The organism is Rhodovulum euryhalinum, assembly GCF_004342445.1.
GTDB classification, from domain to species: domain Bacteria; phylum Pseudomonadota; class Alphaproteobacteria; order Rhodobacterales; family Rhodobacteraceae; genus Rhodovulum; species Rhodovulum euryhalinum.
The window spans coordinates 84,170-109,427 of sequence record NZ_SLWW01000006.1 but is presented as its reverse complement, the minus strand read 5'-3'; the positions used below and the strand labels follow the sequence as shown (position 1 = coordinate 109,427).

Sequence of the window (25,258 nt, the reverse complement as noted above, 5' to 3'; positions counted from 1 at the left end):
GGACCCGACGCTCGCGTTGATGCTCGCGGACATGGAAAGCGCCCCGGCCGAGTTCCGGCCGACGAATTTCTGGTCTTCCGGCCTGACGCGGATCATCGAGGACATCGAGACCCTTGGCCTCGACGGCTTCCGGACCCACCCCTCGGCCGCCTTCTTCTACGTGCCGCTGTACGCGTCGAACACCTTGCGGAAACGGGGGCGCTGGCTGATGCCGCTGGTCCGGCGCCTGCCCGCCCGCAAGCGGGCGCGGATGATGCGGCGGCTGACCCGGTCGGACCGGGCGTTCCTGGACTACCGCATCTATCGCGCGACCGAGGTCGCGGGCGGGCTGCCGCTCGACCAGGTCAGCGAAAGCGATGTGGGCGGGGGCGAGCGGTTCGCCTTCGACGGTCGCAGCTACAGCCGGTCGATGCTGAACTACCTGCGCGCGCTGAACCTCTACAAGCGCCATACCGACAGCGCCGGGCTGCAAAGCTGCCTCGAGAGCGGCGGCGGCTACGGCACGCTGGGCGAAATCCTGCTCAAGGCCAATCCCGAGGCGTTCTTTGTCAATGTCGACATCCCGCCCGTGGCTGCGGTCTCGACCTATTACCTCGGGCAGGTCTTCGGGGCGGAAAACGTCCTGTCCTACCGCGACAGCCGCACCATGGAGGTGATCGACCTCGACGACATCCGGCGCCGCTACAAGGCCGCCGTGCTCTGCCCCTGGCAGTTGCCGCGGGTCCGGGGGCAGGTCGATCTGTTCGCGAACTTCATGTCCTTCCAGGAAATGGAACCCGAGATCGTGCGGAACTACGTCACCCTCGTCCAGCCGCTGATCGCACGGCATGTGCTGATGCGGAATACCGCTGTCGGCAAGCGCGTCGCCCGCAAGGAGGGCGACGTCGGTGTCATCCGGCAGGTCCGGTCGGATTTTGTCCAGTCCTGCTTTGCCGAATTCCGCACCATCGCGAAGGATTCGTTCGTCTACGGCGAGACGAACGAAACCGGCACCTACGATTCCGAGGTCGTCGTGATGGAGCGCCACGGACCGGCCGGCACGCCGTCGACCGCCGCGCCGCCCGCAGGAACGGGCCCGGCATGAGATATGCCGTGATCCCGGCGCGCGGCGGATCCAAGCGTATTCCGCGCAAGAATATCCGCCCCTTTGCCGGCCGCCCGATGATCCTGCACAGCATCCTGGCCGCACGGGAAAGCGGCCTGTTCGATGCGATCCTCGTGTCGACCGACGACGACGAGATCGCCGAGATCGCCCGCGACGGCGGTGCCGAGGTGCCGTTCCGCCGCCCGGCCGACCTGTCGGACGATCAGGCCACCTCGGTCGCGGTCGTCACCCATGCGGTCGCCTGGCTGCGCGCGGCGGGCCGGACCCCGGCCGAGGTCTGCTGCCTTTATGCCACCGCCCCCTTCGTGCGACCTGCCGACCTGCGCGCGGGTCTGGCGGCGCTGGATGACTCGTCGGTGCAGTTCTGCTTTCCGGTGACGGCCTTCGATTTCCCGATCCAGCGCGCTTTGGCCCGCGCCGCCGATGGCAGCGTGACGATGCGTGAACCGGAACACCAGATCACCCGCTCGCAGGACCTGCAGGAATACGTCCACGACGCGGGCCAGTTCTACTGGGGCCGCGCCGAAGCCTGGGAGGCCGGGGCGCCGGTCTATGCCGCCCATTCCCGCACGATCCTGATGCCGCGTTACCTTGTGCAGGACATCGACACCCCAGAAGACTGGCGTCGCGCCGAACTGATGTTCGAGGCTCTTGCCCGGATGCCATCGACAAGCGACTGAGGTGACCCGCCGAAACACCGCGCACGGGGTACCTGGAACGCGCGTTCGGCACTGACTGGCCCCGGCATGGCACCTGCGCCCTCGGCGGCCCCGTCCGGGATCCCCTCTCAGGCCGCCTGCGCCGACGCGGGTGGTTCCTTGGCCCCGGTCATCAACGCGACCGCATCGGACATCGTATGCTCGCCGGGGTCGATCACGCAGAGACGCCGGCCGAGGCGGTGGATATGGATGCGGTCGGCCACCTCGAATACATGGGGCATGTTGTGGCTGATCAGCACGATCGGGATGCCGCGCGCCCGCACGTCACAGATCAGTTCCAGCACCCGGCGGCTTTCATTCACGCCCAGCGCGGCGGTGGGCTCGTCAAGGATGATGACCTTGGACCCGAAGGCCGCCGCACGCGCCACGGCCACCCCCTGGCGCTGGCCGCCCGACAGCGTTTCCACCGCCTGGTTGATGTTCTGGATCGTCATCAGGCCCAGTTCCGACAGCTTGTCGCGGGCAAAATCCTCCATCGCCTTGCGATCGAGGATCCTGAACCAGGTGCCCAGCACGCCAGGCTTGCGGATCTCGCGGCCCACGAACATGTTGTCGGTGATCGACAGCGCCGGTGACAGGGCAAGGGTCTGGTAGACGGTCTCGATCCCCGCGTCGCGCGCCTCGATCGGAGAGGTGAACCGGACGGGTTTTCCTTCCAGCCTGATTTCCCCTTCGTCGGGCGTGATCGCCCCCGAGATCGCCTTGATCAGCGAGGACTTGCCCGCGCCGTTGTCACCGATCACGGCAAGGATCTCGCCCGGGTAAAGGTCGAAATCGGCACGGTCCAGCGCGGTGACGCGGCCATAGCGTTTCACGATGCCGCGGGCGGTCAGGATGGGCTGAGGGGCGGTCATGCGGACACCTTTCTGATCCACTGGTCGATGGCGACGGCAAGGATGATGAGCCAGCCGATGGCGAAGACCTGCCACAGCACGTCGACCCCCGCGAGCCGGAGGCCCGACTGGAACACCCCGACGATCAGCGCACCGAACAGCGCACCCAGGATCGAGCCGCGCCCGCCGAACAGCGAGATGCCCCCGATCACGACGGCGGTGATGGATTGCAGATTGCCTTCGTAGAACGCCTGCGGGCTGATCGATCCGACGCGCCCGATCGACGACCACGCGGCGATGGCGCAGACGAAACCGGCCAGCATGTAGACCGAGACCAGCGTCCGGTCGGTGCGGATGCCGGCCAGTTCCGCCGCCTCCTTGTCGTCACCCACGGCATAGACGTGGCGGCCCCAGGCCGTCTTGTTCAGCAGGAACCAGAGCACGCCGAAGGTGGCGAACATGAGGATCGAGCCGTAGGTGATCCGTGCCTCGCCGAATTCGAGGGCATTGCCGAAGACCTTCAGCATCGGTGCCGCGGCGTCGATGTCCTGGCTGCGGATCGACTGCGCCCCCGAGAGCCAGAGGTTCAGCGCGAAGAAGATGTTCCATGTGCCGAGGGTGGTGATGAAGGGCGGCAGCTTGACCTTCGTCACCAGCAGCCCGTTCAGAAGCCCCGCAAGCGTGCCGCCCGCAAAGGCCACCAGCAGGGCCAGGGGCGCCGGAACGCCCATCTTGACCGCCAGGTTGCCCGCGATCACCGACATCAGCACCATCACCGCCGCGACCGACAGGTCGATGCCGGCGGTGAGGATGATCAGGCTTTGCGCCGCGGCCAGCATCCCGATGATCGAGACCTGCTGCATGATGAGCGTCAGGTTGAAGGGCGAGAAGAACCGCTCGCCCGCGACAAGACCAAAGACAGCAACGGAGGCGGCCAGCACGATCACGGGCACGAGGGTCGGATTGCCGTGCAACAGGTGCTGGATCGTTCCGGCCATCCCGCGGGACCCGTTCTCGAACCGGGCGACGCGGGTGTCGCTTTCGGCAAGGCTGCCTTCGAACTCCTGTCTGCCCCCCGTGGAGCCGGTCTTGTCGGTCATAACACTGCCCTCCCTGGGGAAGCATGCCCGCCCCGGGTGTTTCGGTCAAAGCGATCAAGCAAGATGGGGGCGCGGTGACTGGTCACCGCGCCAAGGGTCAGGCCCGGGCCCTCAGCCCCAGCACATCCCGAGCCCTTCGGCCGAGGTCTTCGACGGAACGCCGTCGACGGGCGCATCGGTAATCAGTTCGACCCCGGTGTTGAAGAAGTCGAGCCCCTCGGAGTTCTGCGGCCTTTCGCCGGTCTCGGCGAAGGTCTTGATGGCCTCGATCCCCTTTGACGCCATCAGAAGCGGGAACTGCATCGAGGTCGCCCCGATCACGCCATCGGCGATATTCTGCACGCCGGGGCAGCCGCCATCGACTGACACGATCAGTACATCGTCCTGACGGCCCACGGCCTTGAGCGCCTCGTAGGCACCGGCGGCGGCGGGCTCGTTGATGGTGTAGACGACGTTGATCGAGGGATCCTTCTGCAGGAGGTTCTCCATCGCGGTGCGCCCGCCCTCCTCGTTGCCGTTGGTCACGTCATGGCCGACAATCCGCGGATCCTCCTCGTCTCCGATATCGGTGGGGTTCCTGATATCGATGCCGAAGCCCTGCATGAAGCCCTGGTTGCGCAGGTAGTCCACCGACACTTCGGACGGGTTGAGGTCGAGGAAGGCGATCCGTGCGTCCGCCGCGGCGTCGCCCAGCTTGGCGGCAGCCCACTGACCGATCAGTTCGCCCGCCTTGAAATTGTCGGTGGCAAAGGTCGCGTCGGCCACGTCCGCCGGTTCGAACGGCGTGTCGAGCGCGATCACCAGCAGTCCGGCCTCGCGCGCCTGGGTGACCACGGGGGCCAGCGCGCGGCTGTCGGACGGCGTGATCAGGATGCCCTTGGCGCCCGATGCGATGCATGTTTCCACCGCCGCGATCTGGGTTTCCACGTCACCGTCGATCTTGCCCGCAAAGGTCGAGAGCCTGATTCCATTGGCCTCGGCACCCTGCTGCGCGCCCTCCTTCATCTTGACGAAGAACGGGTTCGTGTCGGTCTTGGTGACGAGGCAGGCGCCGATGTCTTCGGCAGCGGCCCCACCCGCGCCCAGCGCGATCAGGGCCGCGGCGCCCATCAGGGCGGTCTTGATGCTGGCAGAATGTGTCACGGTCTCTCCTCCCGTCTTGTCGGCCCGGAGCCTGTGCCCCGGTTTCCGCTTTCCTCAAGGTCATATGAGCGCGATTCGAGGGGAGTCTGTCAATAAATAAATCACTCTGAATTATTATTGACAGCCCGCCGTGCCAGCCGCCATCATCCGTACGGAAACGAAGGATGCGGCAGTGAACATGGCGGAACCCTCCCCGGTGTCGATCCGGGGGTCGAACCAGAGCGGCATGCGCGCCCATAACGAGCGGCTGGTGCTGACGCTGCTGCGCCGCCACGGCCCGCAGCCCAAGGCACAGATCGCGCGGATGACCGGGCTGTCGGCGCAGACCGTCTCGGTCATCATGCGCGCACTCGAGGCCGAGGGGTTCCTGGTCAAGGGCCAACCCCAGCGCGGGCGCGTCGGACAGCCCTCGGTACCGATCGGGCTGGCGCCGGGGGGGGCATATTTCTTCGGGCTCAAGGTCGGCCGGCGCAGCCTGGAACTGGTTCTGACCGATTTCCTGGGCCGGGTGGTCGATCGTCGCCAGGCCCGCCACCGCTACCCGACCCCCGATGCCACCCTTGCCTTCGCACGCCACGCCCTGGCCGAGATCGCCGCCGCCCGCCCGGCCGTGGAACGTGCGCGCATCTCGGGCCTGGGGATCGCGATCCCGTTCCAGCTATGGGACTGGGCGGACGCGATCGGCGCGCCCCGCAGCGACATGGACGCCTGGCGCCACCGGGACATCCGCGCGGAACTGGCCGTGGGGCTGGATACCCCGGTCTATCTGCAGAACGACGCCTCGGCCGCCTGCGGCGCGGAACTCGTCCTTGGCACGGCGGCTCTGCCGCCCAACCTGCTGCACATCTTCGTCGGTTACTTCATCGGCGGCGGCGTGGTTCTGAACGGCAGCCTCTTCACCGGTCCGACGGGAAACGCGGGCGCAATCGGGTCACTGCCGGTGCCGGGGCCGGACGGGAAAAGCCGGCAACTGATCGAGGTTGCATCGCTTGCGGTGCTGGAGCGGATGCTGGGCGCGCGGGGTGCGGCGGCAGATTGCCTGTGGAACCGGCCGATTGACTGGCGGATCGACCAGGAGGTGTTGCACGCCTGGCTGGAGAGCGCCGCGGGGGGGCTTGCGCATGCGGTCGCCGCGACCTGCGCCGTGATCGACTTCGAAGCGGTGCTGATCGACGGGTGGCTTCCGCCGCCGATCCGCGCAAGGCTTGTCGAGCGCACGGGCGTCGCCCTTGCCGGGCTGAACACCGCCGGCCTGATCCTTCCGCGGATCGAGGAGGGCACGATCGGGCCCGATGCGCGATCGCTCGGCGCCGCCTGCCTTGCCCTTTCCAAACGGTTCCTCGTCGATCAGGGCGTCCTTACCAAGGCCGATCAGATCTGAGCCGGCCGGGTCTGTCGGCGATCCCGGGCCGCTGCGCCGCGCTAACCGACCAGCCCCCCTTTCGTCGCAACCTCGGCCGAGCGCAACGCGCCCGCCAAGGTACGTAGCGCGGATTTGCGGGCATCGCCAAGGACCAGCACATCGCGGCGGAGCGACGACCGCCCGGCGGTATCGCAGGGGCACCAGCCGCTGTGATCGACAAGCCCCGCGGTGCTCGCGATCGCGCCTGCCGTGAGCGCGGGTACGAAGTTCACCACGTCGGCCCGAAGCCCGCCGGCATCGGTCTCGATCAGGCCACGGCGCGCGTCGACCGCGCGAACGATGCCACCATCGGCGGCGGTCCGCCATTGCACCCCCGCCGCCACCCCGTTCGGAACGGCCCTGACAAAGGCGCTGGCCAGATCATCGGTCGCCGATCCGTCAAGCACGGTCAGCCGGGCGGCGGGGCGCGCGGCGGCCAGGTGACGCGCCAGATCGACTGCGCGGGTCAGCGCGGCATGCGGATGGCTGATCTCGGCGGGCAGGCGCAGCACGACATGCCCGCGCTCGGGCAGCGCCGCCAGTTGCCCGGCCAGCCGCCGCGCCTCGCGCGCACTGCCCCAGGCGGCAGGCCAGGCGTGGCGCGCCACGGCGTCGAGCCCGGGGATTGCCTCATCGCGGGGCGAGGTGCCCGGGGCCAGCAACAGGCGGTCGAAGGCGAGCGTCCGGCCACTGAAAAGCGAAAGCCGCGCCGACGCCCAGTCGATGCCCACCACATCGTCCAGCACCACGCCCACGCCCGCCTGGCGCAGCGCGTCCAGGTCCGCACGGGCGCGGGGCCGGGTAAAGGCAGCGCCCTCGATCCCCTCTTGCGCACGCGAAAGCCGGCCGGGATCACGTTCGACCAGCAGCACCGAGGCGGCCGGGTTGGCAGCCCGCAACGACAGCGCGGCAGCGGCCCCGGCGGGCCCGCCGCCGATGACGATGGCGCGCAGGCCCGGGCGCAACGTGGCGGCAAGCCCCCCTGCCCCCGCAAGCGCGGAGACGGCGGCGAGGCCGAGGGTGAAGTGGCGGCGGCTCGGACTCTGCATCACGGGGTCTCCTTGCGGCTCGGGGGTCATCGCTTCTTTTCCAGCAGTTCGGCTTCGGGATGGATCGGGCGGTAGATCTCGACCCGGTCCCCCTCCTTCAGCGGCTTGTCGAGGGGACAGATCGCGCCGAAGATGCCGATCTTGTTCACCTCCAGGTCGATCTCGGGGAATTGTGCAAGCAACCCCGAGCGTTCGATCGCCTCGCGCGCCGTCGCGGTTTCGGCCACGTCGACATGCTTCCAGACCTGCACGGTCGGCTTGGCATAGGCGACACCCACGATCATTCGTCTTCTCCCGTTTCGAGCCTGGGCTTGAGCACACCCGCGGCGGTGAACACGCGCTCGACGCGGATCTCCTCGATCTCGGCCTCCAGGCGCGCCTTGCTGCGGTCGATCACCGCCTTCAGCGCCATCAGCAGCCCCAGCACGAGAAAGCCGCCAGGCGGCAGGATCAGCAGCAGAAAGCCCGGATACTGCGGAAAGACGGTCATTTCGAGAAAGGCGAATTGCGGCCCCAGCAGAACCGCGGCATCGGCAAACAGCGTCCCCGATCCGAACACCTCGCGCAGCGCGCCCAGCACGATCAGCACCAGCGTGAATCCCAGCCCCATCGTCAGACCATCCAGAACCGACACCACCGGGCCATTGCGCGAGGCGAATGCCTCGGCGCGGCCGAGAATGGCGCAGTTGGTCACGATCAGCGGGATGAACAGGCCCAGCACCTTGTGCAGATCATGCGCCCAGGCGTTCAGCATCATGTCGACCACCGTCACGATACAGGCGATGACCAGCACGAAGACGGGAATACGGATTTCCGGGCTGATGGCACGGCGCAGCACCGAGATCGTCAGGTTCGACACGACCAGCACCGCGGTCGTCGCCAGCCCCATGCCCAGGCCGTTGGTCGCCGTGCCGGTGATGGCCAGCGCGGGGCACAGCGCCAGCATCTGCCCGAAGACGATGTTCTTGTCCCAGAACCCGTCGCGGGCGATCTTGGCATAGCTTGTCGGCATCGGTGCTGTCCTCCGTCACGATTTCGGGGGCATGGGGGCGAGCAGCGCGTCGCGGTGGCGCCGGAACAGGGTCAGGCCGCGATGGACGGTGCCCACCACCGCGCGCGGCGTGATGGTCGCGCCCGCGAACTGGTCGAAGACGCCGCCATCGCGCCGGACCTTCCAGCCCTCGGGCGCGGGGTCGGTCAGCGAGCGGCCGGCAAAGCCCAGGATCCACTCGCCCTTGGCGACCTCGATCTTGTCGCCAAGGCCGGGCGTTTCCGCATGGGACAGCACCCGCACCCCGAGAAGCGTGCCATCGGGTGCAACGCCCATCAGCACGCGGATCGCGCCGCTATAGCCATATCCGGTCAGTTCGAAGGCCACGCCGCTGACGGCGCCATCCCGGGCCGCAACGTGAATGGGAACCGCGCCTTCCACGGCGTCTTCGACGGTGCGGATGTCGGCGGCCAGGTCGTTGTCGTGCAGATCGGCCGGAACAACCTGCGCCAGCGCGGCCAGCAGATCCTCGGCGTGGCGCGCGGCAATGGGCGCGCGGGTCAGGTCGTTGGCAAAGGCCAGCATCAGCGCCGCCACCAGCGAGAACAGCCCCAGCATCAGCCCAAGCCCGAGCGGCGCGCGCAGGAACCCTGCGGGTCGCGCCTTCGGGGGAAGGATGGCGTCTTCGGTCATCTGGCACCCCCACGCGGCTTGGTGGTCTTGATCGGCAGCGGCTTGCCGGTGCGGGTGCGGCCGAACACGCGGGGCCGCACATAGGTCTCGATCAGCGGCGTGCAGGCATTCATCAAGAGCACCGCAAAGGCAACGCCCTCGGGGAATGACCCCCAGGTCCGGATCACGAAGATCAGCGCCCCGATGGCGATGCCGTAGATCATCTTGCCCATCGCCGTGACCGGCGAGGTGACGTAATCCGTCGCGATGAAGAAGGCGCACAGCATCGTCGAGCCCGCGGTCAGGTGCAGCACCGGCGGGGCAAAGCGGTCGGGCGCGATCAGCCAGCACAGGCCGGACAGCGCGGCGATGGTGCCCAGCACCGACAACGGGATCACCGGCGTGATGATCCGCATCGAGATCAGCGCAAGCCCGCCCAGCAACAGAAGGATCGTGCTGGTCTCGCCCAGGCTTCCCGGAACCAGCCCGATCAGGCGGTCGCGCAGATCGGCGAGGTCGGGCATGATCTGCGCCATCGACGCACCCGCGTCGAGCTGGCTCTTGACCAGGCTCAGCGTCGAGGCGCTGGACACCGCGTCGAAATCCTGCGCGCCGGAAAAGGTGATGGCGAGGCCCTGCCAGAAATCCGGTCCGTTCATCAGGCCCACCGGCGCGACCCAGGTGGTCATCTGCACCGGCAACGCGACCAGCAGCATGGCGCGGGCCACCATCGCCGGGTTGAAGAGGTTCTGTCCGAGCCCGCCAAAGAGATGCTTGCCGATCACGATGGCGATGCCCGCACCCAGCACGCCCACCCACCACGGCGCATAGGGCGGCAGGGTCATCGCCACCAGCCATCCCGACAACAGCGCCGAGCCATCCCGCGCGAAGGACGCCACCGGCCGGCCCGCAACCCACAGGCACGCGATCTCGAACGCCCAGGCGGACAGGACGGTGACAAGGAACAGGAAGATCGCCGGCCAGCCGAACTGGTACAGGCCAAAGACCGTGGCGGGCGTCAGCGCCCCGATCACCGCCAGCATCGTGCGCGAGACGGTGAACACCCTGTGGGTATGGGGCCCGGAGACGATCAGGGGGGCGGTCATGGCGTGGCATCTCCGTGCTGGACCGGCTCGGCCTCGGGCGCGGCGGTCTGCGCCTGGGCGGCCGCCTCGGCCTCGCGTTTCTTCTTGGCCTCCATCTCGGCCTTGCGCCTGGCCATCGCCTGGCGCTTGGCCTCGGCGGCGGCCTCCTCGCGCGCCTTGCGCGCGGCGGCCAGGCGTCTGGTCTCTTCCTGCTTGTGCTTGCGGCTTTCCTCTTCGGCCAGCTTGCCCTTGGCGAAATGGATGGTCTGCACCAGCGAAATGTTGGACGGACAGGTATAGGAACAGCAGCCGCAGGCGATGCAGTCCAGCAACCCGACCTTTGCCGCGCCTTGCAGATCGTCGGCCTGGATCCTCGCGTTCAGTTCGAACGGCGTCAGGCCGACCGGACAGACCTGCACGCACAGGCCGCAGCGGATGCAGGGCATCACGTCGCGTTCCCGGGTTTCGCCCGCGGTCAGGGCAAGCACGCCGTTCGTGCCCTTGACGATCGGCACGCGCCGGTTCTGGATCGGCTGGCCCATCATCGGCCCGCCCAGCAAGAGCCGCTCGGGCTCTTCCGCCAGCCCGCCGCAATGCGCCAGAAGGTCGGCCACGGGCGTACCGATAAGGGCCCGGATGTTGGCAGGCCGCCGCACGCCGCGCCCCGACACGGTGACGACGCGCGAGATCAGCGGCTCGCCATAGCGCACCGCCAGGTGCACGGCATAGGCGGTCGCCGCGTTATGGACCACGACGCCCAGTTCGGCGGTCAGCGCCCGCGCCGGGGTCTCCTTGCCGGTCAGGATCTTGACTAGGTGCTTTTCCGATCCCATCGGGTACTGGGTCGGCACCACCTTGACACGCAGCGTGAAGCCGAGCGCGCGGTTGTGGCGCTGCATCGCCTCGATGGCCTGCGGCTTGTTCGACTCGATGGCGACAATGACCCGCTGCACCCCCAGCGCCCGGGCCATGATGCCGATGCCGTCGGCCAGTTCCTCGGCGCGTTCGCGCATCAGCCGGTCGTCGCAGGTCAGGTAGGGTTCGCACTCGGCGCCGTTGATGATCAGCGTGTGCAGGTCGAACTTGGCCCGCAGGTTCAGCTTGACGGCGGCGGGGAAGGTCGCGCCGCCCATGCCGACGATCCCGGCCTCGGCGACCTTGGCGGCGATCTCTTCGGGCGGGGCGTCCTCGGGGCGCAGGCGCGCAAGACGCGGCCCCCAGCGATCCTCGCCGTCAGGGCGGATGGTGATCGTCGGCACCGGCAGGCCCGAGGGGTGCGGCGCCGTGAAATGGCCGACCGCGATGACCCGGCCCGAGGTCGGCGCATGGATGTTGGCAGAGACCGGGCCCCGCGCCTTGCCGATCAGTTGCCCCTTCAGCACCAGATCGTCGCGCTGCACCAGCGGTTCGGCCTCGGCGCCGATATGCTGTTGCAGCGGCACTCGGATCAGCGAGGGAAGTGGCATGTCCTCGATGGCGGACTCGGAACTGAGGGACTTGCGGGTTTCCGGATGCACCCCGCCGCGGATCGTGAAAAGCTGCGAAGGCCGGAACAGAGCTGCAAAGGACGGAAGGCTCATGCCGCATTCTCCCTGCTGTCCGCGTCGAAGGCCGATTGCGGCTTGGTCCAGTACCAGCCCCTGAGGGTCGTCGGCTTGACCCGCTTGACGATGGCCTCGGTCGGGCAGACCTCGATGCAGGCGTCGCAACCGATGCAGGCATCCACCACCACGGTGTGGATCTGCTTGTTGGCGCCGATGATGGCGTCGGTCGGGCAGCGCTTGAAGCACTTCATGCAGCCCGTGCAGTGATCCTCGAAGATGAAGGCCACGGTCGGTTCGGCCTCGGCCATGCCGCTCAACGCGGTCTCGGGGTCGGCGTCGGGCACCACGATCGCGGCCAGTTGCAGCGCCACGTCGCGACCACCGGGCGGGCAGGCGGTCACCGGGGCGCTGCCCTCGGCCATCGCCTCGGCCAGGCCCCGGCAGCCAGGATAACCGCAGGCGCCGCAATTGGTGCCGGGCAGGATGCCGTCGATCTCGTCCACGATGGGCGGCGTCTCGACATGGAACCTGCGCGCGGCAAGCCCCAGAAGCAGGCCGAGCCCGAGCCCGAGGGCCGACATCGAGACAGCGGCATGGATCATGGCATTCGTGTCCTGTCAGTGCTCAGTTGGGTGCGAGGCCGGCGAAGCCCATGAAGGCCATCGACAGAAGCCCCGCAGAAATGAAGGCGATGGGGGTGCCCGCGAAGGGCGCGGGAACGGCAAGCTGGGCAAGCCGCTCGCGCATGCCCGCAAAGATGACCAGAACGAGGGTGAAGCCCATGGCCGAGCCGAAGCCGTAAAGCAGGCTTTCGGCCAGCCCGTGTCCCTCCTGGATGTTCAGCAGTGCGACGCCAAGGACCGCGCAGTTGGTGGTGATCAGCGGCAGGTAGATGCCGAGCGCGCGATAGAGCCCGGGCGAGACCTTGCGCAGCACCGTCTCGATGAACTGGACGATCGCGGCGATCACCAGGATCAGGCTGAGGATGCGCAGGTAACCCAGGTCCAGCGGCACCAGGATCAGCGTCTCGACGATCCAGCTTGCCCCCGCCGCCAGCGTCAGCACGAAGGTCGTGGCCAACCCCATGCCGATGGCCGCGTCGGTCTTGCGCGACACGCCCATGAAGGGGCAGAGCCCCAGGAACTTGACGAGAACCACGTTGTTGACGAGCGCGGTGCTCAGCAGGATCAGGAAGAAGTCGTGCATCACGCTCCCCGTGCTGGCTCGGAGTGGCCCCGCCGCGCCTGACATCGCGCCAGGCGCAGTGGCTTTGCGATGGAAGAAGCAAGAAGCGTGCCATCTGCATCGCGGTAACGAGACCAGCCACGGCCGCAGGCGTGGCATGAGGGGGCTGTGCACGCGGACGGGCCCGGATGCGGGCGGGGCGGTGGCGGCCTGCCGGCGGTGTGTCTGCTTCGTCGGGACATGTCGCGTTTCCGACAATTCGTCGAACACTCCGGCGCGCCGCGCAGCTTGGCGCGCGGCTCCCGGCCGAACAGCACCCGACCAAGGCTGTACGCTGTCGCGCCTTCCCCCCTCATCCGACGCACGCCAACAAGCGGCGCAAGGTTGGCACGAAGATTGCTTATCTCGTGATGCGCCCCATGCGCACCCAAAACCGGACCTTGTCGGAGACTCCCTTGTCAGCCCCCAGCCCCGCGCCGATCCCGGCCTCCCCGCTCTCGCTCCGGCCGGATGGTCCGGTCGAGATCGTTCCGGGCATCCACTGGATCGGCGCACTCGATCCGGGCCTGCGCAGCTTTGACGTCATCATGAAGACCGCGAACGGGACGACCTACAACGCCTATGCGGTGCGCGGAACGGACGGGGTCGCGGTCATCGACACGGTGGACCGGGCGTGCGCCGCCGAGTTTCTTGCCCGCCTCGAGGCGGTGGCGCGCTATGACGAGATCACCGTTCTGGTACTGAACCATCTCGAGCCCGACCATACCGGCGCGGTGCATGAATTGCTGCGCCGGGCGCCGCAGGCGCATGTCCTTGTCTCGCCGCGCGGGATGCAGATCCTGCGCGCGCTGCTGGGGGACGAGGCCGACCGCTACCGCATCTCGGCGGTCAAGACCGGCGACAGCATCCCGCTGGGCGGCCGCAGCCTGCGCTTCTTCACCACGCCCAACGTGCACTGGCCCGACACGCAATGCACCTGGGTCGAGGAGGACGGGATCCTGTTCACCTGCGACCTGTTCGGCAGCCATTATTGCGACGGACGCCTGTTCGACGACCTCGTGGGCGATTTCCGCTTCTGTTTCGAGTACTACTACGACCGGCTGATGCGCCCTTTCCGCAGCTTCGTCGCGGCGGCGCTCGACCTGATCGAACCGCTGGACATCGCCGTGATCGCGCCCTCGCACGGGCCGATCCTGCGCACCCGCCCGCGCGACTACCTGCGCCAGTACCGGCGCCTGACCAGCCCGCGCTTTGCCGACGCGGCCGGCACGGACCGATCGCTGCTGATCTTCTATGTCAGCGCACATGGCGCGACCGGACAGATGGCACGGGCGATCGAGGCCGGCGCGGCAGAGGAACCCGGTGTACGGGTGTCGCTGTTCGATCTGGAAGGCGGCGAGATCGCCCCCTTCATCGACCTGATCGAGGGCGCCGACGGGATCGTGCTGGGCACCCCCACGATCAACGGCGACGCGGTGCGCACGATCTGGGACCTGCTCGTGACGCTGGGCGACGTCGAGACCCGGGGCAAGCTTGGCGCCGCCTTCGGGTCCTATGGCTGGTCCGGCGAGGCGGTGCGCCTTGTCGAGGCGCGGCTTCAGGCGCTGAAGATGCGGCTGCCGGAACCGGGGCTCAGGGTCAAGTTTCATCCGAATGAGGCCGATCTGGACGAGGCCCGCGCCTTCGGGGTGCGGCTTGCCCAGCACCTGACCGGCCGCGCCCAACCGCGCGAGATCGACTTCGCCGACCTTGCCGCCCGCTGAGACAGGAGAGAACCTGCGATGGATAAGGCCACACTGACGTTCACGGATGTCTCGATCACGGTCAACGTGCCGACGGGAACGCGGATCATCGAGATGTCCGAGAAGGTCGGCTCGGGCATCACCTATGGCTGCCGCGAGGGCGAATGCGGCACCTGCCTGACCCATGTGATCGAGGGCGGCGAGAACCTCTCGGAGCCTTCGGCGCTGGAACTGCGCGTGCTCTCGGAAAACCTCGCCGGAAAGGACGACCGCCTCGCCTGCCAGTGCCGTGTGCTGGGCGGCGCGGTCAAGGTGCGGCCGGGCGGATGACCGCGGCGCACCGATCCCCAACCGCGGGCAAACCGCCCGCTCATACCCAGGAAAGGACCCCACCATGGCCATGACGATTGACGCCGATCTCTGCACCGCCTGTGGCGATTGCGAACCGGTCTGCCCGACCAACGCGATCAGCACCAGGAAGGGCTTGTACTTCATTAATGCCGAGGCCTGCACCGAATGCGAGGGCGAGTTCGATCTGCCGCAATGCCTGAACGTGTGCACCGCGGACTGCATCACGCCGCTCGACTGAGGACGGGATGCACCGGCAGGACGACAGCCTGGGCGATGACCTCGCCCCCCGGGCGCTCAGCGAAAGGCTGAGGGTCATCGCGGTCTCGGGCGGCCGGCTGCACCTTGCGGCCGATCGCGCCGCCGGGTGCGCGGCCTGCGCGATGCGCAAGGGCTGCGGCGCGGCGGCGCTGTCGGCCGGGGTCCGCCCCGCGGTCATCGAGATCGCGTGCCCCGCCGGGATCCTGGTTGCGCCCGGCGACGAGGTCGAGGTCTCGATCCCCGGCGGCCGTTTCCTGGCCGCGGTCGGCCTGGCCTATCTGCTGCCGACCATGGCGGTCGTGATCGTGGCGGCGCTTTCGCTGGCTTTGGGGCTGTCCGACCTCTGGGCGGCGCTTCTCTGTCTGCCGGTGCTGGCGCTTGCCCTTGTCCCGGCCGCCCGGGCGGAACGCCGCGGGCGGCTTTCCCGCGCGATGCGGATCGACGCCGTATATCCCGCAGCCAGCCTGCCGCGGTGCGGGACGTGACGGCCCGGCGGCCGCTGCTGCGCCTTGCGCTGGCCGCGCTTGCGATGCTGGGGCTGGCCGGCGGTGTTCTCGCCCTGCGCCCGGCCCCCGACATCCGCGAAACGCTTTACCTTTTCGGCACGCTTGTCGAGGTCGAAACCCATGGCGTGCCCGAACCCGTGGCGCGGGCGGCCATCGCCCGGGTGGAGCAGCGCCTGCAGGCGCTGCACAGCGACTGGCACGCCTGGCGGCCGGGCGCGCTGGAGGATCTGAACGCCGCGATCGCCGAAGGCCGCCCCCACGTGGTCGCCCCCCTGCTGGCGCAGGTTCTGCGCGAGGGGCAGCAGCTGTCCTGTACCAGCGGCGGGCTGTTCGATCCGGCGATCGGCGCCCTGATCGAGGCCTGGGGCTTTCACGCAGACACCCCGCCCGAGGGCGCCGCGCCGCCCGGGACGGTGATCGCCGCGCTCGTCGCGCGCCAGCCCCGGATGACAGATCTGTCGATTTCCGGCGCCGAGATCCGCTCGGCCAACCGCGCGGTACAGCTTGACCTCGGGGCCTATGCGAAAGGCGCGGCACTCGATCTGGCCGCGCACGAGCTGCGCGCCGCGGGCGTCGCGGACGCGGTGCTGAACGCGGGCGGCGGCGTGCAGGTGATCGGCAGCCATGGCGCACGCCCCTGGCGGGTGGCGATCCGCGACCCGTTCCAGTGGGGCGTGGTGGCGGCAATCGCGCTCCGCCCCGGCGAGGCGCTGCACACCTCGGGCAATTACGAGCGCTACTTCGATCAGGGCGGCGTGCGCTTTTCCCACCTCATCGACCCGCGGACCGGCCACCCCGTTCAAGGCATCGTGTCGGTCTCGGTTCTGGACACCAGCGGTGCGCGGGCCGATGCGGCCGCGACGGCGCTGGCCGTGGCCGGGCGCGAGGACTGGCCGCGCGTGGCCGCGGCAATGGGGATCCGCGCGGCGATGGTGATTGCCGATGATGGCACGATCCAGGCCACGCCCGAGATGAACGCGCGGCTCGAACCTGTGCCGGGTGGCTTTCCGTCCCCGGTTCAGGTGATCGCCTTGCCCGAGGGCGTGCTCCCCCCGGTCTGCCCCGGAATTTGACTCCGCCTTCGGCGCTGGCGACTCGCACCGGCGTCGGGGCGCGATCCGCGCAATGCCGCCACGCGCGCGCCATGAATCCCCCCAACAAACACCGAATTGCCCCGGGCGTGCCGCACGTTCGTTAAAGATGAACTTTAAATGTGTGATTGTGGCGCGCTCGGGCCAACTGGCTGTTCCGGCGTGAGAAACCGCATGTGGAACACCATCGTCGATTAATTCGCCCTCGTTTGTCGCAGGCGCTCCCAAAGCGTCTTCACGATCCGTTAATTGCCGCGACCTAGTGCGGATACCCTACAAGGAGGCTTTTGATGCCCTTTGACCTGATCCCAGACATTGCCGGCCTCGACCTGGGCCACGCCGAATTGATTGTTCCGCAAGTAGCCGAGGCGATCGCGCCGGGCGGAGACTACCGGATCGACACCCGAAGCTGGACGCATTGCGACCTCTCTGGTGTGGCGGTCCTGCTTTCGGCCCTCCGGTCGGCCGAAGCAATCGGCGCACGGCTTGCCATCGAGATGCCGCCCGACGGCCTGGTCATGGACCGGATGCGCGCCTGCGGCATCGACCCTGACACGCAACTCGAAATGCACGAGGGCCGCGCGATCGGCCTTCGAACGGGCACGTACCAAGGAACCTGACGAATGGCGAAAACAATCCTCATCGTCGACGACTCGCCGTCCGTGCGGCAGATGGTCAAGCAGACGCTCACGGGCGCAGGCTATCAGGTGCTCGAGGCCGGCGACGGCGAGCAGGCGCTGTCGGCGCTCGACCATGCGCGACCCGACGCGATCCTGACCGACCAGAACATGCCGCGCATGGACGGGCTGTCCTTCATCCGCAGCTATCGCGCCCGCCCGGACGCGCGCGGCGTACCGATCGTCTTTCTCTCCACCGAAACGCGCGACGACCTGCGCCAGGCGGCCAAGGCCGCCGGTGCGCTGGGCTGGATGACCAAGCCCTTCGACCAGACGCAGCTTCTGACCGTGGTGAAAAGGATGGTGGGCGCATGACCCAGGACGAAGATGCAGACTCTGTATTTCTGGCCGAGGCGGCCGAACTGCAGGCCGGGATCGAACGCAACCTCCTTGACCTTGCCGAGGCGCCGGACAATCGCGACCTGATCGACGCGCTGTTCCGCGACCTGCACACGCTCAAGGGATCGGGCGCGATGTTCGGCCATGTCGAGCTTGCGCATTTCCTGCACGGTTTCGAGACCGCGTTCGAGGCGCTGCGCGAGCCCGGCGGCACCGCAAGCGACCCGCTGATCCGCGTCGCGCTGCAGGCCTGCGACCAGATCGGCGCGCTGCTGGAAAACCCCTCGGCCGCAAGCCCCGGCAACACCCCGATCCTTGACCGCCTTGCCGCCGCCCTGGACAAGACGCCCGGCGACGCCCCGGAAAGCCTGGCCGAGGTGGGCTGGCGCATCGACTTTGCCCTGGGCCCCGATGCACTGGGGCTGGGAACGAACGTGCCCGCCTTGCTGAGCGAGCTTGAGGCGCTGGCGCCCGGCCATGTGCGCGTGAACTGCGACCTTTCCGGCCTGCCGCCGCTCGAGACGCTTAACCCGCTGGCGCCGCAGATGTCCTGGACCGTGGTGGTCGCAGCGCCGGTCAGCCGCGAGGCGATCGACGAAGTCTTCCTATTCGTGCGCGACGACCTGACCCTGACGGTAGAACCTTTCGGCCAGGAAGCGGCCGCGACAACCGTCGACACCGCGCCGGACAGTGCCACCGCGCGGCCCGAGAGGCGCGGCGCCGCCGAGCATGCCACAATGCGCGTCGCCACGACCCGGCTTGACGAGATCATGGACCGGGTGGGCGAGTTGGTGATCGCCGAATCGCGGCTTCACGACCTGTCGCAGACGCTGCGCGACGCCACTCTCATGGCCGTCGCCGAGGATATCCGCCGCCTTGCGTCGGGCATGCGGGAAACCACGATGTCGATCCGCATGGTACCGATCGGCAACCTGTTCGGCCGCTTCCGCCGCCTGGTCCACGACCTTTCGGAACAACTCGGCAAGCCCATGGAGTGCGCCTGTTCGGGCGGCGAGACCGAACTCGACAAGACCGTGATCGAGGTGCTCACCGATCCGCTGGTCCACATCCTGAGAAACGCCGCCGATCACGGGCTGGAGAATGGCGAGGCGCGCGCCGCGGCGGGCAAGCCGCATTCGGGCACGATCTCGCTGAGCGCGGCCCATGCGGGTGCCGAGGTGCATATCCGCATCCACGACGACGGGCGCGGGCTTGACGACGAGCGGCTGCGCAACCGCGCGATCGAGCGTGATCTGCTGCCGCCGGGCTCGACCGTATCGGGCCCCGATCTCTACCGGCTGATCTTCGAGCCGGGTTTCTCGACTGCGACAACGGTAACCGAACTGTCGGGCCGCGGCGTCGGCATGGACGTGGTCCGCAGCGCGATCCAGAGCCTGCGCGGCCAGATCGATGTCGACAGCGAACCCGGTCACGGCACCACCGTGACGTTGCGCCTGCCGCTGACGCTGGCCATCGCCGACGGGCTGCTCGTCGATGTCGGCGGCGAGCGCTACTCGATCCCCGTTTCGGCGGTGGAAGAATGTGTCGAGCTGCCCCATGACCTGATCTCCGGCAGCGGCCGGTCGAGCTTTCTCGACATCCGCGGCGAGTTGGTGCCCTTCCTGCGGCTTGCGGACGTGTTCGAGACGCCGGGCCCCCGGTCGGAGTTTCAGAAGGTGGTGATCGTCGCGGGGCTAAACGGCCGCGTCGGCCTGGTGGTCGACCGGATCGTGTCCAACGCCCAGACCGTCATCAAGCAGCTGTCGCGCGTCCATGCCGGGGTCAAGGCATTCTCGGGCGCGACGATCCTGGGCGACGGCAAGGTCGCGCTGATCCTCGATGTCGGGCACCTGATCTCGCTCGGCCGGACACTGGAAGACCGGATGCGTATTCAGCAAGGAGCGGCGTGATGCAGGTCGTGACCCTGACCCTTTCGGGCGAGACGCTCGCCGTTCCGACGCGGAACCTGCGCGAGATCCTCGAACCCGTGCCGGTCACGCGGGTGCCCCGCGCCGGGCGCTTTGCCTTCGGGCTTATCAATGTGCGCGGCGCGGTGATCCCCCTCACCGACCTGCGCGTCGCGCTTGGCATGACGCGGGCCGAGCCGGACGAGCACACACGGATGCTGGTGCTCGACGTACCGGTGGCGGGCGAACAGACAACGGTCGCGGTCATCGCCGACCGCGTGCTCGACGTGACCGAGATCGACGATGCCGCCCTCGGCGACATCCCCGAGGTGGGCATGAAATGGCCGCCCGAATTCCTGTCCGGCATCGCCCGTACCGATGCCGGCTTCGTGATCCTGCCGGATCTGGAGCGGATCTATGCCGCCTCGCTCGGCACCGCTTCCGGCACCCCCCAATACGACAAGGAAATCTGAAAATGCGCCTCACGATCAAAGTCAAGCTGGCCTCGGCCTTCATCGTGCTGATCGGCATGTCCGCCGTCGGCATCGGCCTGACGCTCAAGGACCTGTCGGCAATGAACACCCGGCTCGAACAACTGGTGAATGTCGACGCCAAGCGGATCGAACTGACCCAGTCGATCGCCGCCGAACAGTTGCGCATCCAGCGCGACGTGCGCGAGTACATCCTCGCCGAGGACCCCGCCGTGATCGCCGAGATCAAGGACCGGATGGACGCCTTCCGCGTCAGCCACAACGCCATGGTCGAAGAATTGCGCGGCATCGCGACCGAGGAAGGCCGCGCGCAGGTCGAGGTCTATCTCGGGATCTACGCCAAGATCGGCGACGTCTCGCGCCGCGCGATGGCACTGGCCGACTCGGGCGAGGATCTTCAGGCCTACCGCCTTCTTGCGAGCGAAGGGCAGACGATCTGGAAGGAGATGGAAGGCGAACTCGAGGCCATGCGCACCCGCAACCTCGAGGCCAAGGACGTCGCCGTGGCGAACGCCCAGAACCGGTACGAGGACGCCCGCACGCTTGCGATCATGCTGCTGATCGGCGCTGTGACCATCGGCACCATCGCCGCCACCTGGATCCTCGTGACCACCAGCCGCGGGCTCAACCGCGCCAACAGCCTGGCCCGGTCCGTCGCCGAGGGCGACCTGACCCGGACAGCGCAGGCCAGCGGCAATGACGAGATCACCGACCTTCTGAACGCGCTGAACCGGATGTCGGAAAAGCTGCGCTCGGTGGTGACCGAGGTGAACGGTGCCGCGCGCAACGTGTCGTCGGGGGCGGAACAGATGGCCTCGACATCGGAGGAACTGAGCCAGGGCGCGACCGAACAGGCTTCCTCGACCGAAGAGGCCTCGGCCTCGATGGAGCAGATGGCCGCCAATATCGAGAAGAACGCCGAGAACGCCAACGAGACCGAGAAGACCGCCCGCAAGGCGGCCAACGATGCCCGCGAAAGCGGTGCGGCGGTGAAACAGGCGGTCGAGGCGATGCAGACCATCGCCGAGAAGATCATGGTCGTGCAGGAGATCGCGCGCCAGACCGACCTTCTGGCGCTGAACGCCGCGGTCGAGGCGGCGCGCGCCGGCGAACATGGCCGCGGCTTCGCGGTGGTGGCCTCCGAGGTGCGCAAGCTTGCCGAACGCAGCCAGAGCGCCGCGGGCGAGATCTCGTCGCTGTCGGCCAGCACGGTCAAGGCGGCCCAGATGGCCGGCGAGATGCTGACCAGCCTGGTGCCCGACATCGAGCGGACCTCGGACCTGGTCACCGAAATCTCGCGCTCGAACCAGGAACAGGCGACCGGGGCCGCCCAGGTCAACATGGCGATCCAGCAGCTCGACAAGGTCACGCAGGAGAACACGTCGGCCTCCGAAGAACTGTCGGCGACCGCCGAGGAACTGGCCAGCCAGGCCGAGCAGTTGCAGTCCTCGATCTCCTATTTCCGGGTGACCGATGCCGCCGCGCCGGCCCGCGCCCCCGCGCCTGTGGCCGCGAGAAAGGCGCCCGCGAAGAAGGGCACGCCGATGGGCTTCGACTTCGACATGGGCAAGGACGCGGACGAGCTTGACGCGCAGTTCATGCGCGACTGGAAGAAAGAGAGCGCCGCATGACCGGGATCGGCCAGGTCGTGACGCTGGGCGTCGGGGACGAGCGGTTCGCCGTCCCCGTCGGCAGGGTGCAGGAGATCCTAGACCGGCGGCGGATCTCGCGTATCCCGAACGCGCCGGCCCATGTCATGGGCGTGATCGATGTCCGTGGCGCCGGAGTTTCGGTCGTCGACCTGCGCGCCGTGCTGGGGCTGCCAAGTGCCGCCGAGGACGACGCAACGCGGATCGTCGTGCTGTGGGTCGAGACCGCGGGGCGACGCGCCCAGGTCGCGCTGCGCACCGACCGGGTATTCGAGGTTGCGGCCTTCGACGACGACCGGGTCGAGCCCGTGCCCGAGGCAGATCTGCTGAACTGGGATCATCGGCTGGTCAAGGGGATCGGCCGGCGCGAGGGCGAGTTCGTCACGTTGCTCGATCTCGACCGGCTTTTCGCGACCTTTCCTGCGGGCGCTCCCGCGGCGGCATCGGTGGCGTGAACTTAACGGACGGGGACCATGAACTCAGTTCTGCAAGCCGAAGGACAAGGGCCAAAGCCCGGCGCGGCAGGCGCACCGAAAGGCGCGCACCCTGCGGGTGACATCTTCGGCCGGTTCGCAGCCTATGTCGAGGCCGAGATCGGTGTCCGGCTGGCCCCGAGCAAGCGGATGATGGTGGCCGGGCGGCTGCGCCGGCGCATGGTCGAACTTGGCTATGCAACGCTCGAGGACTACATGCGGCACCTGTTCCGGGACGGCGCGCTTGATGCCGAGCGGACCGAAATCTTCGACGCCGTGACCACCAACAAGACGGATTTCTTCCGCGAACCCTCGCATTTCGCACACCTGACGGCCGAGGCGCTGCCGCAGGCGATCGCGCGGCGCGGCGGCACGCACCGTCCGGTCAAGATGTGGTCCGCAGCGGCCTCGACCGGGGCCGAGGCCTGGACGATGGCGATCTGCGCAGGGGAATACGCGCGTGCCGCGGGCGCCTTTGCGTGGGCAATCCTCGCCACCGACATCAACACAAGGGTGATCGGCACCGCGCGGCGCGCGATCTATTCCGACCAGATCCTTGCCCCGGTGCCCCCCGAGCTTCGCGCGCGCTGGACGATGCAGGGACAGGGGGCGCAGATCGGGCATGCGCGGATCGTGCCGGAACTGCGCCGCCACGTCCGTTTCGAGCAACTGAACCTTCTCGACGACAACTACGCGCTGGACCACGATATCGACATCGTCTTCCTGCGGAACGTGCTGATCTACTTCTCGGCCGAAGACCAGGCGCGCATCGTCGAGCGTGTGGCAAACCATATCGTGCCGGGGGGTGTGCTCTATCTCGGCCATTCGGAATCGATGATCGCGCAGAGCCCGACCCTGGCCCAGATTGCGCCGGCAACCTTCAGAAGGGTGGTGTGACATGCAGGCCAGAGACCGGCGGGACCCCGTTCGCGTCCTCGTGATCGACGACAGCGCCTCGATCCGCATCGCCTTCAAGAAGCTCATAGCCGAGGATCCGGGCCTCGAACTGATCGGCACCGCCACCGATCCGTTCCAGGCCGCCGACATGATGCGCGAACGGCTGCCCGACGTGCTGCTGCTGGATCTGCAGATGCCGCGAATGGACGGGCTGACCTTCCTGAAGAAGATCATGTCGCAGCGCCCGATGCCGGTGGTCGTGATCTCGTCCCTGACCGAGTCGGGCTCGCACACATCGCTGAAGGCGCTGGAATTCGGCGCGGCCGAGGTGCTGGCCAAGCCCAGCATCGCCACGCCCGAGGAACGGCGCGAGGCGGCGATCCGCATCTGCGACGCAATCCACGCCGCCTACCAGAGCGGGACCGGCGCCGCGGCCAGGGGCGCGCGGCGAAACGCCGGGCGGCTGCGCGCGCTTGCCCCTGGAGAACGCTTGACCGCGGACGTGATCCTGCCGCCAGCCCCCGCGCGCAGCGGTGTCGCCGGTCCGCCGGTGATCGCGATCGGCGCCTCGACCGGCGGCACCGAGGCCGTCCGCGAGGTCCTGGAACGGCTGCCCCTGGGCCTGCCGCCGATCGCCGTGGTCCAGCACATGCCCGAACATTTTACCCGTGCTTTCGCCGAACGGCTGAACACGCTTTGCAGGATCTCGGTCAAGGAAGCCGAGGACGGCGACATCCTGCTTCCCGGCCAGGCGGTGATCGCCCACGGCGACCGCCATCTCGTGCTGCGCCCCGCGGGCAAGGCCTTCCGCGCCGAGCTGCGGAATGGCCCCTGCGTCGCGCGCCACCGTCCCTCGGTCGACGTTCTTTTCCGCTCGGTGGCGCAGGGTGCCGGGCCGTCCGCACTGGGCGTCCTGCTGACCGGGATGGGCGATGACGGGGCGGCAGGGCTGGCCGAGATGCACGCCGCCGGGGCCTGGACGATCGCCCAGGACGAAGTCTCGTGCGTGGTCTACGGCATGCCGCGCGCGGCGGTGGAACTCGGCGCCGCCAGCGAGAGCCTTCCGCTCGACCGGATCGCAAGCGAGATCGTTTCGCGCGTCGGCCAGGGCGATGCAAGGGTCGCATCGTGACGGCGCGCGCACGCCCCACGCCCCCGACGACCGGAGAACATCCGGACTTCGGCGCGCTTCGCGCCGACCTCGAGCGGGTTTTCCTCGCCGCCGGGGACTCGCTCATCGCGATGGACAATCGCTTTGGCGAACTTCACGCGCCGCTCGGCGTGCTGGCCGACCAGGCGCCCGCCGTGATCGAGGCGGTGGGAACCTATGCAAGCGACCTGACGCGCACGGTTGAGGGGCTTGATGTGGACCTCGCGCGCCGCAGCGCCGACATCGACGCGCTTCGGCGCAATGTCGAGGCGCTGAACGGCAAGGTGACAAGTGTCGCCCGCAACCTGAAGATGATGCGATTCGTCGCCACGAATGCGCGAATCCACGTCTTTTCGCTGCGCCCACGCCATACCCGCCTTGAGAGCTTTGCGGACAACGCGCGCGTTCTGCTCGACAGTTCCTCGGCCATCCTGAACAGCGTCGAGGCGACAGTTTGCGGCACGACCGGCGAACTCGGCGCACTGACCCGGCGTGCCTTCCCCGACCTGCGTGCCGAAGCATCCCGCCTGCTTCCGGGCTTCGACGCTCTTGGCCGGGCGGTCGCGGCCTTCGGAGGCGATCGCCGGAACGAAGCGGCCTTCGGACGCCGGCTTGCCGACCATCTCGACACCCTCCGGGCGGAATTCGAGGCCGTGATCGTCAGCCTGCAGTCGGGCGACCGCGCGAGCCAGCGGATCGACCACGCCGAACAGATCCTGCGCGACGCCACGACCGTGCCGGGGGCGGCCGGTCTGGTTGCGCTTGCAGATGCGCAGTTCGCAGGGGCGCTCGCCGATCTCGATGCCGAAACGGCCCGGATTACCCATGCGTTGGCCGATGGCGTGGTCCGGTTCGAGGAAATTGCAGGCCTGCAGGGCGCCGCGACGACCGACGAGAGG

At 68.3% G+C, this 25,258-nt stretch carries 27 protein-coding genes; 16 read left to right on the top strand and 11 right to left on the bottom strand.

Annotated features, from left to right (window positions below; all coding sequences use genetic code 11):
- The first annotated feature begins 19 nt into the window (after positions 1-19).
- On the top strand, positions 20-1,084 hold the full coding sequence (locus tag EV655_RS08895; protein WP_243645036.1) for a putative sugar O-methyltransferase: 1,065 nt from the start codon (positions 20-22) through the stop codon (positions 1,082-1,084).
- Complete coding sequence (gene pseF / locus EV655_RS08890) at positions 1,081-1,785, top strand: pseudaminic acid cytidylyltransferase (protein WP_132543934.1); 705 nt, start codon at positions 1,081-1,083, stop codon at positions 1,783-1,785. Before EV655_RS08895 ends, pseF begins: the two co-directional genes overlap by 4 nt.
- Before the next feature lie 107 nt (positions 1,786-1,892).
- On the opposite strand, the gene EV655_RS08885 is transcribed toward pseF, so the two are convergent.
- The 3 genes from EV655_RS08885 to EV655_RS08875 all read right to left on the bottom strand — a co-directional run bounded on the left by EV655_RS08885 (position 1,893) and on the right by EV655_RS08875 (position 4,882).
- Positions 1,893-2,678 (bottom strand): ATP-binding cassette domain-containing protein, encoded by a 786-nt coding sequence (locus tag EV655_RS08885; protein WP_132543932.1) that lies wholly within the window; start codon positions 2,676-2,678, stop codon positions 1,893-1,895.
- On the bottom strand, positions 2,675-3,757 hold the full coding sequence (locus EV655_RS08880) for an ABC transporter permease (protein ID WP_132543930.1): 1,083 nt from the start codon (positions 3,755-3,757) through the stop codon (positions 2,675-2,677). Before EV655_RS08880 ends, EV655_RS08885 begins: the two co-directional genes overlap by 4 nt.
- A 111-nt stretch (positions 3,758-3,868) precedes the next feature.
- Complete coding sequence (locus tag EV655_RS08875; protein WP_424511310.1) at positions 3,869-4,882, bottom strand: sugar ABC transporter substrate-binding protein; 1,014 nt, start codon at positions 4,880-4,882, stop codon at positions 3,869-3,871.
- Between the two features lie 196 nt (positions 4,883-5,078).
- On the opposite strand from EV655_RS08875, the gene EV655_RS08870 reads away from it, so the two are divergent.
- The gene (locus EV655_RS08870) at positions 5,079-6,281 is read left to right on the top strand and encodes an ROK family transcriptional regulator (protein WP_243645035.1); all 1,203 of its coding nucleotides are present in this window, start codon (positions 5,079-5,081) and stop codon (positions 6,279-6,281) included.
- A 41-nt stretch (positions 6,282-6,322) separates the two neighbouring features.
- Here EV655_RS08870 and EV655_RS08865 read toward each other — a convergent pair whose 3' ends face one another.
- Genes EV655_RS08865 through rsxA form a run of 8 tightly spaced genes read right to left on the bottom strand, consistent with a single transcriptional unit; the run spans position 6,323 to position 12,849 of the window.
- Complete coding sequence (locus EV655_RS08865) at positions 6,323-7,354, bottom strand: FAD-dependent oxidoreductase (protein WP_132543928.1); 1,032 nt, start codon at positions 7,352-7,354, stop codon at positions 6,323-6,325.
- A 23-nt stretch (positions 7,355-7,377) separates the two neighbouring features.
- Positions 7,378-7,635, bottom strand: a complete 258-nt coding sequence (locus tag EV655_RS08860) for an RnfH family protein (RefSeq protein ID WP_132543926.1) — start codon at positions 7,633-7,635, stop codon at positions 7,378-7,380.
- Complete coding sequence (locus EV655_RS08855) at positions 7,632-8,363, bottom strand: electron transport complex subunit E (protein ID WP_132543924.1); 732 nt, start codon at positions 8,361-8,363, stop codon at positions 7,632-7,634. Before EV655_RS08855 ends, EV655_RS08860 begins: the two co-directional genes overlap by 4 nt.
- 15 nt (positions 8,364-8,378) lie before the next feature.
- Positions 8,379-9,035, bottom strand: a complete 657-nt coding sequence (rsxG, locus tag EV655_RS08850; RefSeq protein WP_132543922.1) for an electron transport complex subunit RsxG — start codon at positions 9,033-9,035, stop codon at positions 8,379-8,381.
- The gene (locus tag EV655_RS08845; RefSeq protein WP_132543920.1) at positions 9,032-10,120 is read right to left on the bottom strand and encodes an RnfABCDGE type electron transport complex subunit D; all 1,089 of its coding nucleotides are present in this window, start codon (positions 10,118-10,120) and stop codon (positions 9,032-9,034) included. The genes rsxG and EV655_RS08845 overlap by 4 nt, the downstream gene beginning before the upstream one ends.
- Positions 10,117-11,679: an electron transport complex subunit RsxC gene (rsxC, locus tag EV655_RS08840; protein ID WP_132543918.1), complete on the bottom strand. Its 1,563-nt coding sequence runs from the start codon at positions 11,677-11,679 to the stop codon at positions 10,117-10,119. The genes EV655_RS08845 and rsxC overlap by 4 nt, the downstream gene beginning before the upstream one ends.
- On the bottom strand, positions 11,676-12,245 hold the full coding sequence (locus EV655_RS08835) for an RnfABCDGE type electron transport complex subunit B (protein WP_132543916.1): 570 nt from the start codon (positions 12,243-12,245) through the stop codon (positions 11,676-11,678). The genes rsxC and EV655_RS08835 overlap by 4 nt, the downstream gene beginning before the upstream one ends.
- Before the next feature lie 22 nt (positions 12,246-12,267).
- Entirely contained in the window at positions 12,268-12,849 is a 582-nt protein-coding gene (gene rsxA / locus EV655_RS08830; RefSeq protein ID WP_132543914.1) for an electron transport complex subunit RsxA, read from the bottom strand.
- Between the two features lie 434 nt (positions 12,850-13,283).
- Here rsxA and EV655_RS08825 point away from each other — a divergent pair, with 434 nt between their 5' ends.
- The 13 genes from EV655_RS08825 (at position 13,284) to EV655_RS08765 (ending at position 24,341) form a co-directional block, all read left to right on the top strand.
- Positions 13,284-14,591: an FprA family A-type flavoprotein gene (locus EV655_RS08825; protein ID WP_243645033.1), complete on the top strand. Its 1,308-nt coding sequence runs from the start codon at positions 13,284-13,286 to the stop codon at positions 14,589-14,591.
- An 18-nt stretch (positions 14,592-14,609) separates the two neighbouring features.
- On the top strand, positions 14,610-14,900 hold the full coding sequence (gene fdxC / locus EV655_RS08820) for a ferredoxin FdxC (RefSeq protein WP_132543911.1): 291 nt from the start codon (positions 14,610-14,612) through the stop codon (positions 14,898-14,900).
- A gap of 64 nt (positions 14,901-14,964) precedes the next feature.
- Positions 14,965-15,159: a 4Fe-4S binding protein gene (locus tag EV655_RS08815; RefSeq protein WP_132543909.1), complete on the top strand. Its 195-nt coding sequence runs from the start codon at positions 14,965-14,967 to the stop codon at positions 15,157-15,159.
- A 7-nt stretch (positions 15,160-15,166) separates the two neighbouring features.
- Positions 15,167-15,664: a SoxR reducing system RseC family protein gene (locus EV655_RS08810; RefSeq protein ID WP_132543907.1), complete on the top strand. Its 498-nt coding sequence runs from the start codon at positions 15,167-15,169 to the stop codon at positions 15,662-15,664.
- Positions 15,652-16,758, top strand: a complete 1,107-nt coding sequence (locus tag EV655_RS08805) for an FAD:protein FMN transferase (protein WP_424511309.1) — start codon at positions 15,652-15,654, stop codon at positions 16,756-16,758. The genes EV655_RS08810 and EV655_RS08805 overlap by 13 nt, the downstream gene beginning before the upstream one ends.
- A gap of 308 nt (positions 16,759-17,066) precedes the next feature.
- The gene (locus EV655_RS08800) at positions 17,067-17,396 is read left to right on the top strand and encodes an STAS domain-containing protein (RefSeq protein ID WP_132543905.1); all 330 of its coding nucleotides are present in this window, start codon (positions 17,067-17,069) and stop codon (positions 17,394-17,396) included.
- Positions 17,397-17,399: 3 nt separating this feature from the next.
- A complete protein-coding gene (locus EV655_RS08795; RefSeq protein WP_132543903.1) occupies positions 17,400-17,768 on the top strand; it encodes a response regulator in 369 nt (122 codons plus the stop codon).
- The gene (locus EV655_RS08790; protein WP_132543901.1) at positions 17,765-19,702 is read left to right on the top strand and encodes a chemotaxis protein CheA; all 1,938 of its coding nucleotides are present in this window, start codon (positions 17,765-17,767) and stop codon (positions 19,700-19,702) included. Before EV655_RS08795 ends, EV655_RS08790 begins: the two co-directional genes overlap by 4 nt.
- Positions 19,702-20,172, top strand: a complete 471-nt coding sequence (locus tag EV655_RS08785) for a chemotaxis protein CheW (RefSeq protein ID WP_132543900.1) — start codon at positions 19,702-19,704, stop codon at positions 20,170-20,172. The genes EV655_RS08790 and EV655_RS08785 overlap by 1 nt, the downstream gene beginning before the upstream one ends.
- A gap of 2 nt (positions 20,173-20,174) precedes the next feature.
- Positions 20,175-21,821, top strand: a complete 1,647-nt coding sequence (locus tag EV655_RS08780) for a methyl-accepting chemotaxis protein (RefSeq protein ID WP_132543898.1) — start codon at positions 20,175-20,177, stop codon at positions 21,819-21,821.
- The gene (locus EV655_RS08775) at positions 21,818-22,294 is read left to right on the top strand and encodes a chemotaxis protein CheW (RefSeq protein ID WP_132543896.1); all 477 of its coding nucleotides are present in this window, start codon (positions 21,818-21,820) and stop codon (positions 22,292-22,294) included. Before EV655_RS08780 ends, EV655_RS08775 begins: the two co-directional genes overlap by 4 nt.
- 18 nt (positions 22,295-22,312) lie before the next feature.
- The gene (locus tag EV655_RS08770; RefSeq protein ID WP_132543894.1) at positions 22,313-23,209 is read left to right on the top strand and encodes a CheR family methyltransferase; all 897 of its coding nucleotides are present in this window, start codon (positions 22,313-22,315) and stop codon (positions 23,207-23,209) included.
- Between the two features lies 1 nt (position 23,210).
- On the top strand, positions 23,211-24,341 hold the full coding sequence (locus EV655_RS08765; protein ID WP_132543892.1) for a protein-glutamate methylesterase/protein-glutamine glutaminase: 1,131 nt from the start codon (positions 23,211-23,213) through the stop codon (positions 24,339-24,341).
- The last annotated feature ends 917 nt before the right edge of the window (positions 24,342-25,258 follow it).